This window comes from Luteibacter sp. 329MFSha (assembly GCF_900111665.1).
In the GTDB taxonomy this organism is placed as follows: Bacteria; Pseudomonadota; Gammaproteobacteria; order Xanthomonadales; family Rhodanobacteraceae; genus Luteibacter.
Map to the genome: position 1 here is coordinate 35683 of NZ_FOJE01000001.1, position 12862 is coordinate 48544.

The window sequence follows — 12862 nt, forward strand, 5'->3', positions numbered from 1 at the left end:
AGCGCACCTGGGCGCGACATGTTTTGAGGCCGTGGCTGGGAGCTGGCGCGCGAACTTGGGGACCGGGGCGAAGAGCCGTCGCGGCCTGGTCCGCTCCTACACCGCGTCGGTTGCTTACCCCAGCTTGCGGGCCTGCTCGCGCATCGCTTCCGCCTGGCGCGTCCAGTCCGCGATGCGCTGGCGCTCCTGCTCCACGACTTCCGCCGGCGCGTTGGCGACGAAGTTCGCGTTGCCCAGCTTCGCTTCGCACTTGCGCACCTCGCCTTCCACGCGGGCGATTTCCTTCGCGAGGCGCGCCTTCTCGGCGTCGACGTCGATGAGACCGGCGAGCGGGATCAGGACACGCATGCCGCCGACGACGGCGACCGCGGCCGCGGGCTCCTCGCCCGACACCCAGGTCGGGGATTCCACGCGACCCAGGAACGCCACCTGCGCGGCGAACTTCGTGGCGCGTTCGCGATCGGCGGCGTCGCCGTCGGCGAACAGCAGGGGGATGACCTTGCCCGGCGCGATGTTCATCTCGGCGCGGATGCGGCGCACGCCGGTCAGGACGTCCTTGACCCATTCGATCTCGGCGGTGGCCGTCGCGTCGCCTTCGACGTCGGTCGCTTCGGGGTACGGACGCAGCATCACCGTTTCACCCTCGATGCCGAGCACCGGCCGCACGTGCTGCCAGATTTCCTCGGTGACGAAGGGGATCAGCGGATGCAGCGCGCGCAGCAGCGTTTCCAGCACGTGCACGAGCGTGTAGCGCGTGGACGCGATCTGCGCGGCGTCGCCGCCGTTGAGCGCCGGCTTCGACAGTTCGAGGAACCAGTCGCAGAACTCGTTCCAGGTGAACTCGTACAGGGCCTGCGCGGCCTGGTCGAAGCGGTACAGCGCGAACTGCTCTTTCACCGTCGCCAGCGTGTCGCGCAGGCGCGTGAGGATCCAGCGCTCGGCTTCCGTCGTCGGCTTCGCGACCGCGACCGGGCCGTCGCCGAGGTTCATCAGCACGAAGCGCGACGCGTTCCAGAGCTTGTTGACGAAGGCCTTGTAGCCGCCGCAGCGTTCGAGGTCGAACTTGATGTCGCGACCGTGCGTGGCGAGCGAGGCGAAGGTGAAGCGCAGGGCGTCGGCGCCGAAGGCGGGGATGCCGTCGGCGAACTCCTTGCGCGTGGCCTTCTCGATCTTCTCGGCCATCTTCGGCTGCATCAGCCCGCGCGTGCGCTTGGCGAGCAGCTCGTCGAGGGTGATGCCGTCGATGAGGTCGAGCGGGTCGAGGACGTTGCCCTTCGACTTCGACATCTTCTGGCCGTCCTTGTCGCGGATCAGGCCCGTGACGTAGACGTCCTTGAACGGAACTTCGCCAGTGAAGTGGTCGGTCATCATGATCATCCGGGCGACCCAGAAGAAGATGATGTCGAAACCGGTGACCAGCACGTTCGTCGGCAGGTAGCGATCGAAACCGCGCTCGGCCTGCGCCTGCGGGTCCGGCCAGCCAAGCGTCGAATGGCTCCACAGCGACGACGAGAACCAGGTTTCGAGCACGTCGTCGTCGCGACGCAGCGGGCCGGCGTGGCCGAGCGCGTCGGCCTTCGCCCGCGCCTCGGTCTCGTCGTGCGCCACGACGATCGCGCCGCCGTCGGTGTACCACGCGGGGATCTGGTGGCCCCACGTGAGCTGGCGGCTGATGCACCAGTCCTGGATGTTGCCGAGCCAATGGCGATACGTGTTGATCCAGTTCTCGGGCACGAACTTCACGTGGCCCTGCTCGACCAGCTCGAGGCCGCGCGCGGCGAGCGTGTCCATGCGGATGAACCACTGCCACGTGAGGTACGGCTCGATGACCTGGCCCGTGCGGTCGCCGCGCGGCACCTGCAGCTTGTGCTTCTTCGTCTCGACGAGGAGGTCCTGCGCCTCCAGGTCGGCGAGCACCGCCTTGCGCGCGACGTAGCGGTCCATGCCGCGATACTTCTCCGGCGCCGCGTCGTTGATCTTCGCGTCGTCGGTGAGGATGTTGATCATCGGCAGGTTGTGCCGCTGGCCGATGGCGTAGTCGTTGAAGTCGTGCGCGGGGGTGATCTTCACGCAGCCGGTGCCGAAATCCTTCTCGACGTACGTGTCGGCGATGATCGGGATCTGCCGGTCGGAGAGCGGCAGCGCGAGCATGCGGCCGATCAGGTGCGCATAGCGCTCGTCTTCCGGATGCACGGCCACGGCGACGTCGCCCAGCATCGTTTCCGGGCGCGTCGTGGCGACGACGAGTTCGCCGCTGCCATCGGCCAGCGGATAGCGGATCGACCAGAGCGACCCGTCTTCTTCCTCGCTGACCACTTCGAGATCCGAGATGGCGGTCTTCAGCACCGGGTCCCAGTTCACGAGCTTCTGGCCGCGGTAGATCAGGCCCTCGTCGTACAGGCGCACGAAGGTTTCCACCACGGCCTTGGACGGGCCCGGGTCCATCGTGAAGACTTCACGGCTCCAGTCGCCGGACACGCCCATGCGACGCATCTGGCGGCCGATCGTGCCGCCGGATTCTTCCTTCCATTGCCAGACGCGCTGGATGAACGCCTCGCGGTCGAAGTCGGCGCGCTGCTTGCCTTCGGCGTTCAGCTGGCGCGTCACCACCATCTCGGTGGCGATGCCGGCGTGGTCGGTGCCGAGCTGCCAGAGCGTGTCGTAGCCGCGCATGCGGTGGTAGCGCACGAGCGTGTCCATGATCGTGTGCTGGAACGCGTGGCCCATGTGCAGGGTGCCCGTGACATTGGGCGGCGGCAGCATGATCGTGTAGGGCGTGCCCTTGCCGGACGGCTTGAAATAGCCGTTGGCCTCCCACTGGGCGTACCACTTCGACTCGATCTGGCTGGGCTCGAAACTCTTGTCCATGCGTGGGCTCTCGGCGCGCGCCGCGGCGGCGCGCTTTGGAAGACGTAAAGACCGCCATTGTAGGCGATACTTGCCGGATGACTGAACTCGAAGTGGCCGCGATCCTCGGCGCGGAGGGCCCTTTCGCCCGTGAAGTACCGGGATTCGCGCCCCGCGAGGCCCAGCAGCGCATGGCGGCCGCCGTGGCCACGGCCATCGGCGAGCGCGACATGCTCATCGCCGAGGCGGGCACGGGTACCGGCAAGACCTTCGCGTACCTGGTTCCCGCCCTGATGTCGGGGCGCAAGGTCATCGTTTCCACCGGCACCAAGGCGCTGCAGGACCAGCTGTTCTTCCGCGACCTGCCGCGCGTCCACTCGGTGCTGGGCAGCCGGGCCCGGACGAGCCTGCTCAAGGGGCGCGCCAACTACCTCTGCCTGTACCGCCTGGACCAGGCGGTGCGCGAGGGCAATCCGGACCGCCAGCTGGTCTCCCAGCTCTCCGCGATCCGGGCATGGTCGGCGCGGACCCGGCGGGGCGACCGCATGGAAATGGTGGACATCCCGGAGGATTCGCCGGTCTGGCCGCGCGTGACCTCCACGCCCGAGAACTGCCTCGGTTCGGAATGCCGGTTCTTCGAGGAGTGCCACGTCGTGAAGGCGCGGCGCGAAGCGATGGAGGCCGACATCGTGGTGGTCAACCATCACCTGCTCATGGCCGACCTGGCGCTGAAGCAGGAGGGGTTCGGCGAGATCCTGCCGGGCGCCGACGCGTTCATCCTCGACGAGGCGCATCAGATTCCCGAGCTGGCGGGGCAGTTCTTCTCGCAGAGCGTGAGTTCGCGGCAGATCGTCGAGCTCGGCCAGGATGCCCTGGCGGAGGCGCAAGGTGTCACCGGTGCGACGAGCCAGCTGCTGGAGCCCGTCGAGGTCATCGGCGATCTCGTGAAGCGGCTGCGCCTCGCCATGGACCCGTTGCCGAACCGGGGCCCGCTCGGCGCCCTCGATCGCGACCCGACGGTGCGCGAGACGCTCGTCGAGCTGCGCGACGTGATGGCGGCGCTGTCCGACCTGCTGGCGGCCCTCGGCGAGCGCTCGCGGGGACTGGCGAACGCTTACGAACGCGCGCAGATGCTGAGCCTGCGGCTGGATCGCATCGCCGAGGAGCATTCGGCCAGCGACGTGCGCTGGTACGAGACCTGGCCGCGCGGCTTCGCGCTGCATGCGACGCCGCTGGACCTCGCCTCGCCGCTGCGGGCGATGCGGATGTCGACCGACGCGGCGTGGATCCACACGTCGGCGACGCTGTCGATCGCGGGCGACTTCGGCCACTTCGCGCGTCAGCTCGGCCTCGAAGACCCGCGCACGTTGCACGTGGAGAGCCCGTTCGACTACCGGCGGCAGGCGCTCGCGTACCTGCCCAGGGATCTTCCGGACCCGGCCGCGCGCGATTACACCGATCGCGTGATCGCGGCCATCCGTCCCGTGCTCGAGGCATCGGACGGCCGGGCGTTCCTGCTGTTCACGTCCCACCGTGCCCTGCGCCGTGCCGCGGAGTTGCTGGAAGGGCGCGTGCCATGGCCGCTGTTCGTGCAGGGCACCGCGCCGCGCCACCGTCTTCTGGAGGAATTCCGCGCGAGCGGCCGGGGCGTGCTGCTGGGCGCGGCGAGCTTCTGGGAAGGCGTGGATGTCGCCGGCGAAGCACTCAGCGTCGTGGTGATCGACAAGCTGCCGTTCGCGATGCCCGACGATCCCGTGCTGCAGGCGCGCCTGGAAGCCCTGGAGGAGGCCGGCATCAATCCGTTCATGGGCTGGCAGGTGCCGACCGCCGTGATCGCGCTGAAGCAGGGCGCCGGCCGGCTGATCCGCGACGTGCACGATCGCGGCGTGCTGGTGCTGTGCGATCCGCGCCTGAGCACGAAAGGCTACGGGCGCCTCTTCCTGGCCAGCCTGCCACCGATGCCGCGGACGCGTGAGCTCGCCGACGTGGTCTCGTTCTTCGCGAAGGACGACGAGCCGGGTTGATCGCCGATACGATCGGCTCTCACCCTTCGGTAGCAAGGTGGCGCCGCGATCGACGCGGCGATCTCATGAAGCGCCTTCGTCCTGGACGATCATCACCGTCGCGCCGGCCGGACCCGCCACGCCGTGATGCGGCGAACCGGCCGCAGGCTGGATGCTGTCGCCGGGACGGATCACCTGCAGGTCGCCCGTCGGCGCCTGGACGCGGAGCTCGCCCGATACGACATACCCGGCGTCACCATGCCGCCATGGCAACGACGCGCCCGGTCTGATCGACACCTGCAGCATGCGCAACGCCGGCCGGCCGTCGATGAGCCCGGACATGCCCGCGTTCCCCTCGCCGGAAAGGCGAAGGGTGCTGGCGAGTTCGCGAACGTCGGTGCGTGGCGGTGTCGTCGTGGCGGCGATGGCCGCGCCGATCATGAGGGCGGCGGGTAGCGCTAGCTGGACGGGCGGCATGGCGGCGATCCTTGCGACGTGGGGTGCGGGCATCGTCCTTGCCCGCGTGTGCGCTGTCATGAGAACACTCTCATTCGCATGACTTATTCAGCGTTCGGCCAGCGAACGCCCGCTTCCCGCCAGAAAGCCAGCCGCTCCGTGGCCCGCCGTCGCGTGACGATCCAGGTTCCCATGCCAAGGAGTTCCGCCATGTTCCGCTGGACGCAATCGATCACCGCGAAGGTGCTGGGCATCGGCGCCCTCGCACTGATCATGCTCATTCCGCTCACGCAGGCCGATGGACTGGTGCGCGAGCGCCAGGCGATGCGCGAAGCCGCGTCGGTGCGCGTCGCCGAGGGCTGGGGAGGGCCGCAGACGATCGGCGGGCTCGTCGTCGCCGTGCCGACGCGGCACGAGATCGCGGGCAGCGACGGGCGAATCGCCAGCGTGCGCGACGGCACGGAAATCGTGCTCGCCGATCAGCAGTCGACCGTCGCGGACCTCACCGTCGAGCGCCGGCACGTCGGCATGTACGAGGTGCCGGTGTACACGGGCGACGTGACGCTGCGCGGCCGCATCCTGCCCGACGACCTCCGCCGTTTCGCCGCCGATACGGGCTCGACCTGGGCGATGGGCAAGGCCGAACTGCGCCTGCTCGTCGCCGACACGCGCGGCGTGCAGGACATCACGTCCGTGACGGTCGACGGGCGGCCCGTGCGGTTCGCGTCGTCCGCGGCGCGCATGGGGCCCTACACCGTGCTCTCCGCGCCGCTTCCGATCGACGCCGGGCGGACGACGCCCATCGACTTCGCGGCCACCCTGCGCATCGCCGGCACGGAATCGTTCTCGGCGCTGCCGCTGGCACGCACGAATAGCGTGCGCATCCGCTCGGCGTGGCCCGACCCCGGGTTCACCGGCGCGCTGCTACCGGGCAAGCGCAGCGTGACGAAGGAGGGCTTCGACGCCGCATGGCAGGTGCTCGACCTCAATCGCGACTACGGTCAGCACTGGGACGCGGCGAATACCGAGGTGGCGGGCCGGCTCGCGTCGTCGGCCTTCGGCGTGACGCTGCACCAGCCGGGCGGTGTCTATCAGCAGAACGACCGCGCGGGGAAATACGGCCTGCTGTTCATCGCGCTGACGTTCGTCGCGTTCTTCCTCTTCGAGATACTCAAGGGACTGCGCCTGCATCCCGTGCAATACCTGCTCGTGGGCGCGGCCATGACGAGCTTCTACGTGCTGCTGCTCGCGCTCTCCGAGCAGATCGGGTTCGGGGCCGCGTACGCCGTGGCGGCCTCGACCGTGGTGCTGATCGTCGGCGGTTACGCGACGGCGGCCCTGCGGGCGCGTGGCGCGGGGCTCTGCCTCGGCGGCGTCCTGGCGCTCGTTTACGTCATACTCTACGGCCTGATCGGCGCGGAACAGTACGCGTTGCTGATCGGTTCGGTGGTTCTGGTGACGGTGATCGCGCTGCTCATGTACCTCACCCGCCGTATCGACTGGTACGCCTACGGCACGCCGCCCCTGCCTTCGACGGAATCGCCATGAACTTCCTCGCCATCGAAACCTCCACGGAAGCCTGCTCGGTCGCGCTCGTCCACGGCGACGAAGTGATCGAGCGCAGCGAGATCGCGCCACGCCGACACGCCGAGCTGGTGCTGCCCATGGCGGACGAACTGCTCGCCGAGGCCGGCCTGAAGCGCGAGGCCCTGAACGGCATCGCGGTGGGTCGCGGCCCAGGTGCGTTCACGGGCGTGCGTCTCGGCGTCTCCCTCGCGCAGGGCATGGCCATGGCGCTCGACGTGCCCGTGGTCACGGTCTCGTCGCTGGAGGCGCTGGCGCTGGAAGCGCCGGAGGACGATGCGGCGATCCTCTCGGTGATCGATGCGCGCATGGGCGAGATCTACGTCGCAGCCTGGCGTCGCGAAGGCGACGGCAGCGTCACGCTGATGGATCGCGAACGCGTGGATACCGCGGCCGCGCTCGTGCTGCCCGAGGCGTCCGGCTGGCACGTGGTGGGTACCGGCTGGGCGACCTACGAAGCCGCGCTGCGCGAACGCATCGCCGCGCCGATCCGCTCGGCGGACGGCGCGCGTTTCCCCCAGGCGCGGCACGTGGCGGAGGTCGCCGCGCGCCGCTTCCGCGACGGGCAGGCCGTGGCGCCCGAACTCGCGCTGCCGGTGTACCTGCGCGACAAGGTGGCACTGACGTTGGTGGAGCAGGGCAAGGCCTGAGCGGGACCCGCTGCCTTTCGCCAGGAGCTGCAGGTCCTGTTGCCGAGCGTCGAAAAGCTGTCGCGGCCAGGTCCGCTCCCACCAAAGGCCGTGTCCCTCTGACCGTGGGAGCGGACCTGGCCGCGACGGCTCTTCGCGAAGAGCGGCAGGTCCTGCTGCCGGGCATCGAAAGCTCTCAGCGGGACACCAGCACCGCTTCGATCACGGAGCACACGTGCTCGAACGCGGGGTCGTCGAGCCAGGGGCTGTTGGTGATGGTCAGCGTGCGCGCCGCGAAGTCGTGCGCGTTCGGCACGTCGTCGCCGCCGGCCATGCCGCCGAGATAGTCGTAACCGGGCAGCGCGTGGATGAACATCCGCGCCACCCCGTGCCGCGACGACCACAGCCTCGCCAGCACGGCGTCGCGCGTCGTGCGGTCGGGGAGCAGCAGCATGAAATACGGCCAGGTGCCGCCGTCGTCGCGGAACACGGTGACGCCCGGCAGCGTGGCGAGCGCCGGAAGGCGCGACTGCGCCTGCGCGGTCGTCGCGGCGATGAACGGAGGCAGCCGCGCGAACGCCCTGGCGCCGACCGACTGACGCCAGCGGCCCACGCGGTGCAACGGGAAGTCCGGATCGAAGTGTTCGCCCGCGGCGCCGAGCAGATCGTTGCGCCGCAACGCGCGCCGCATCGGACGTCCGTAGGCCAGGCCGAGCCCGCGCGGACGATACAGCGCCGCGTATCCCATCAGCTCGATCATTCGTCGGGCCTCCCATACCGGGTGCCAGCGCGCGATGCGCCGCGAGGTCCGGGCGAAGCGCTCGCGCCATGCCGCGTCGCGGGAGACGAGGAGTCCGCCTTCGAAGATCGACAAACCCTTGCCCGTGGCGAGGCTGAAGAAACCGACGTCGCCAAGGGTGCCGGCGAAGCGTTCGCCGCTGCGCGCGCCGAGGGCCTGCGCGGCGTCCTCGACGGTGAGGGCGCCCACGGCGTGCGCGATGGCGTTCGCCGTCGTCACGTCCGCGAGGCGGCCACCGAGGTGCGTCGGCACGACCGCCAGCGTGCGCTCCCCGCACGCGGCGGCGAGCCGGTCCGGGTCCATGTCGAAGTGACCGGGCGACAGGTCGACGAGCCGCGGCACGAGCCCGGCCCGGCGCACCGCCAGCGGCACGAGCGGGCACGTGAACGCGGGAATCGCCACCTCGGTGCGGGATCGCGCGTGCTCCGACAGCGTGCGCAGCGCGACCGTCAAAGCGGCCGTCCCCGAGCATTCGATCTGCGCGCCATCCGTGCCGAGCCAGTGCGCGGCGAGGGCCGTCAGGGGCGCGGGCACGTCGCCGCGCAGGTCGGCCAGCCGCAACGGCAGGCCGGCCGTCGGCGGCGCTTCACGCTCAGGCCGGAGCGGCATGGGCATCGGCCCCTTCGTCGCCTTCCGCGATCGCGAGGCAGACGATGCCCGCGACGATCGCGATCGCTCCGGCGATCTGCGTCGGCGTGACGGGTTCGGCGAAGAGCCACCACGACAGCGCCATCACGCTCACCACCTCGAGATGCGACGCGGCGAACGCGGGCCCGATCGGCGCGTGCTTGAGCAGGCTCATCCAGGTGACGAACGCGCCGATGTAACCGAGCACCGCGCCGTAGATCCAGGGGTGCGCGAAGACGCGCGCGAGCCACGCCGTGCTCACCTCGACGGGCAGCGCGTGCGCGCCCGCCATCTTGAAACAGACGAGGTTGAGCGAGTCGAACGCGAGCAGCAACGCGAAGCCGACGAGGTAGAACCGTTTCACGACCCCGCTCCGACGATGGCCACGCCCGCGGCGACGAGCAGGATGCCGGTCACGCGCAGCGGGCTGAGTTTTTCGCGGAACAGGATGCGGCCGGCGATCATGATGGCGACGATGTTGATGGAGCCCAGCAGCACGCCTTCGGACAGCGGCACCAGCGAGAGGAACGCGATCCACACGACGAACTCGGCGACGTAGCAGGCGATGCCCGTCCAGATCCAGGGGCGCGCGAACATGTAACGCCAGCGCGCGAGGCCGTCACCGGCGCGTTCGTCGCCCGCCGCCGCCTTGAACGCCAGCTGGCCCGCCGTGTCGAGCAGCACGTTCGCGATCCAGAGGACGAGCACCAGGCCGTGCATCGTCACGCCGCCATGCGCGGCGAACGCGTGTCGCGCGCGACGCGGTTGAAGAAGTCGGCGGTGCGCTCGATCAGCATGCGGCGTTCCCGGTCGATCGTGATCATGTGGTAACTGTCGGCGAGCAGCAGCATTTCGATCGGACCGCGCACGCGTCGCGCCACGAGATCCGCGTTCGCGATGCTGGCGACGTCGTCGTCCGCCGCGTGCGCGATGAAGCACGGCGCGACCACCTGCGGCAGCCGGCGGCGCACGTCGCGCGAGAGCTTCACCATCTCGGCGAGCGCGGGCCATGGATTGCCGGGCAGGCCGGCGGCCTCGCTGTCGCCCGAGAACATCGCCGCGCTGACCTGCGCGCGCAGCCGCTCGTCGCGAATGCCGTAGGGCGGCTGTTCGATGAAGCTCCGGCGCCGGCCGATGCCCAGGCGCTTGAACAGCGGGAGCAGGAACGAGAGCCTGCCCGTCCAGCCGATGGACCAGCCGTCGTAACGGAAGGTGGCGCCGAAGACACCGACACCGTCGATCCAGTCCGGCCGCATGGCGGCCAGCCGCAGCGCGAGCAGGGCGCCCATGGACAGGCCGGCGACGAACAGGCGGTCGACGCGTCCGCGGAGTTCCTCGGCGGCGGCTTCGACGCTCGCGTACCAGTCCTGCCAGGTGGTGGCGAGCAGGTCGTCCTCGCTGCCGCAGTGACCGGCCAGCTGCACGCCCACGACGGTGTAACCCGCGCGGTTCAGGCCCTTGCCGACCAGACGCATCTCCGTGGGCGTGCCGGTGAGTCCGTGGATGAGGAGGACACCGTCACGACCGCCTTCGAACTGGAATGCCGCCGAATTGCTCACACCGACGCCTCGCGCCTTCGCTTCGATGCGCCCATGGTCCCAGCAGGGAGTTTCAGGCGCCTTTCCGGCCCTGTTACCGTGGGAGCGCACCTGGGCGCGATGGGGGCTCGCGGCACGTTCCCATCGCGCCCAGATGCGCTCCCACGGGCTAGGCGGTCGTCACGGCCGGGAAGTGCAGTTCGACGCGCAGGCCGCCGGACGCGGCATGGCGGAAAGCCACCCGTGCGGCGTGACGTTCGGCGATGCTCTCGACGATGGCGAGGCCGAGGCCCGTGCCGTCCTCGTCGACGCCGGGCACGCGGAAGAAGCGTTCGCCCAGCTGGTCGAGGAACGCATCGTCGACGCCGGGGCCATCGTCCTCGACAGCCAGCAGGGCCTCGTCGTCCGAGCGTCCGAGCGAGACGGTCACCGTGTGTCCGCGGCCGGCGTAGTGGAAGGCGTTGTCCACGAGGTTGTCGATCACCTCCTGGATCTGCAGCGCGTCGCCGCGGATCGGCACGGGCCCGTCGACGCCCTCGTAGCCAAGGTCCACGCCGAGGTTCAAGGCCTGGTGGACGCGCATGCCCACGGCCTCGGGCACGACGCCCGCCAGGTCGATGATCGCCATGCCGTCGTGGTCGGGCAGGTCGGGCGACTGGGTGCGGGTGAGGGCCAGCAGCTGCGCCGACGTGCGCGCGGCACGCGCGGCGAGGCGGTGCACGTGCGCCAGCGCGTCCGCCCGCGATGCCGGGTCGTCGGAGGCTTCCAACCGCTCGACATGCAGCTGGATCCCGGCAAGGGGCGTGCGCAACTGGTGGGCCGCGTCGGCGATGAAGCGTTCCTGCAGCCCGAGCATGTTGCGCATGCGGGCGAAGAGATCGTCGATCGTGCGGGTCAGCGGGAGTATCTCCACCGGCACATCTTCCTCGCCGATCGGGCCGAGGTCGTGCTCGCGCCGCCGCAGGCGGGACATCAGCGGCTCCAGCACGCCGAGACCGTGGCTCACGCCGAACCACACGAGCGAGAGCACCGCGACGATGAGCAACGCCTGCATGGGCAGGCTGAGGAAGAGGATCTCGCGCGCGCGGATGTGGCGGTCGCGCAGGTTCTCGGCCACGGTGATCGTGAGCGTGTCGCCGGGATTCTGGTGGCTGGGCACGCGCATCACGGCCGCGCGCAGCGGCCGATGGCCGAGCATCGTGTCGTACAGGAGAGGCGATGCGTCGACGGCGACCGGGCGCCCCGGCCCCTTCAGTTCCGCGTTGCCGATCATGCGTCCATGGCGGTCGCTGATCACTTCGTAATAGTTGCGGCCGTCCGGATCGTACTCGAGCAGGAAGCGCGCCTGCGCGGTGAGCTCGCCGCGCAACGTGTCGTTGCCGATCATTTCGGAGAGGGTCAGCGCGGAGTCCGAGAGATCCGCGTCGTGCACCCGGTTGGAGTACGCCAGCGCCGCGTAGTACGCGATGACGGCGTCGAGCAGCAGCACGCCGAGCACGGGAACGAGGAGGAACGTGAGCAGGCGCCGGCGCAGGCTGGGACGTGCCGGCCGGCGCGGGGCCGCGTGGCGGCGTTCAGGCATCCGCCGATTCTTCGAGCATGTAGCCGAGGCCGCGTATCGTCCGCACGCTCGTGCCGGACCCTTGCAGCTTCTTGCGCAGCCGGTGCAGCGCGATGTCCAGGCCGTTGTCGGTGAGGTCCTCGTCCCAGTTGCACAGGGCTTCGACCAGCTGCGCGCGGCTGGTCACCTTGTCCGCGCGCGCGGCCAGCGCTTCCATCAGGCCGAATTCGCGCGCGGTGAGGTCGAGGGCCGCGTCGCCGATCCAGGCGCGGTGGCCGGGAATGTCCAGGCGCAGCCTGCCGATGCGGAACTCCGGCGTGCCGTTGGTGGTGCGGCGACGGAGGAGGGCGCGCACGCGCGCCTCGAATTCCGCCAGGGCGAAGGGCTTCACGAGGTAATCGTCGGCGCCGAGGTCGAGCACCCGCACACGTTCCTTGAGGCCTTCGCGCGCCGTGACCACCAGCACCGGCACGCCCGAGCCGCGCTTGCGCGCGCGGGCGAGCACGTCGCTGCCGTCCACCATGGGCAGGCCCAGGTCGAGTACCAGGAGGTCGTAGTCGTGATCGCGCAGGGCGTGGTCGGCGCTGGCGCCGTCGGCGACGTGATCCACGGCATGGCCGCCCTGCTGGAGGGAGCTCTTCACGGCCGCGGCGATCGCGGCGTCGTCTTCGGCGAGAAGGATGCGCATGGCGGGAGGATACGCTCCGGAGTGGGTGCGGCGCATGCTGCCGCGGGAGGCTTTCCGGCGTCTTTCCTGCCACTGCGGCGGCTTGCACCGGGCAACCGTTGTCGCTTAATTGCGAACGATTCGCATTGTG

At 69.9% G+C, this 12862-nt stretch carries 11 protein-coding genes; 3 read left to right on the top strand and 8 right to left on the bottom strand.

Features of this window, described 5'->3' with window-relative positions; all coding sequences use genetic code 11:
• Positions 1-114: 114 nt before the first annotated feature.
• Positions 115-2868, bottom strand: a complete 2754-nt coding sequence (locus tag BMW54_RS00140; protein WP_090051955.1) for a valine--tRNA ligase — start codon at positions 2866-2868, stop codon at positions 115-117.
• 77 nt (positions 2869-2945) lie between these two features.
• Between BMW54_RS00140 and BMW54_RS00145 the strand changes: the two genes are divergently transcribed.
• Positions 2946-4871 carry an ATP-dependent DNA helicase gene (locus tag BMW54_RS00145; RefSeq protein WP_090051956.1) on the top strand — a complete coding sequence of 642 codons (1926 nt, stop codon included), beginning with the start codon at positions 2946-2948 and terminating at the stop codon, positions 4869-4871.
• Between the two features lie 63 nt (positions 4872-4934).
• On the opposite strand, the gene BMW54_RS00150 is transcribed toward BMW54_RS00145, so the two are convergent.
• Positions 4935-5327 (bottom strand): cupin domain-containing protein, encoded by a 393-nt coding sequence (locus BMW54_RS00150; RefSeq protein WP_090051958.1) that lies wholly within the window; start codon positions 5325-5327, stop codon positions 4935-4937.
• Positions 5328-5516: 189 nt separating this feature from the next.
• Between BMW54_RS00150 and creD the strand changes: the two genes are divergently transcribed.
• The gene (creD, locus tag BMW54_RS00155) at positions 5517-6854 is read left to right on the top strand and encodes a cell envelope integrity protein CreD (protein WP_090051959.1); all 1338 of its coding nucleotides are present in this window, start codon (positions 5517-5519) and stop codon (positions 6852-6854) included.
• On the top strand, positions 6851-7540 hold the full coding sequence (gene tsaB / locus BMW54_RS00160) for a tRNA (adenosine(37)-N6)-threonylcarbamoyltransferase complex dimerization subunit type 1 TsaB (protein ID WP_090051961.1): 690 nt from the start codon (positions 6851-6853) through the stop codon (positions 7538-7540). The genes creD and tsaB overlap by 4 nt, the downstream gene beginning before the upstream one ends.
• Before the next feature lie 175 nt (positions 7541-7715).
• Here tsaB and BMW54_RS00165 read toward each other — a convergent pair whose 3' ends face one another.
• From BMW54_RS00165 to BMW54_RS00190, 6 genes are all read right to left on the bottom strand, one after another.
• Positions 7716-8927: a DegT/DnrJ/EryC1/StrS family aminotransferase gene (locus tag BMW54_RS00165; protein ID WP_090055515.1), complete on the bottom strand. Its 1212-nt coding sequence runs from the start codon at positions 8925-8927 to the stop codon at positions 7716-7718.
• Positions 8911-9309: a DMT family transporter gene (locus BMW54_RS00170; protein ID WP_090051962.1), complete on the bottom strand. Its 399-nt coding sequence runs from the start codon at positions 9307-9309 to the stop codon at positions 8911-8913. Before BMW54_RS00170 ends, BMW54_RS00165 begins: the two co-directional genes overlap by 17 nt.
• Positions 9306-9665, bottom strand: coding sequence for an EamA family transporter (locus tag BMW54_RS00175; RefSeq protein ID WP_090051964.1), 360 nt, complete (start codon positions 9663-9665; stop codon positions 9306-9308). The genes BMW54_RS00170 and BMW54_RS00175 overlap by 4 nt, the downstream gene beginning before the upstream one ends.
• 2 nt (positions 9666-9667) lie before the next feature.
• A complete protein-coding gene (locus tag BMW54_RS00180) occupies positions 9668-10504 on the bottom strand; it encodes an alpha/beta hydrolase (protein WP_090051966.1) in 837 nt (278 codons plus the stop codon).
• 148 nt (positions 10505-10652) lie between these two features.
• Positions 10653-12065, bottom strand: a complete 1413-nt coding sequence (locus BMW54_RS00185; RefSeq protein ID WP_090051967.1) for a sensor histidine kinase — start codon at positions 12063-12065, stop codon at positions 10653-10655.
• On the bottom strand, positions 12058-12732 hold the full coding sequence (locus BMW54_RS00190) for a response regulator (RefSeq protein ID WP_090055516.1): 675 nt from the start codon (positions 12730-12732) through the stop codon (positions 12058-12060). Before BMW54_RS00190 ends, BMW54_RS00185 begins: the two co-directional genes overlap by 8 nt.
• Between the last annotated feature and the right edge of the window lie 130 nt (positions 12733-12862).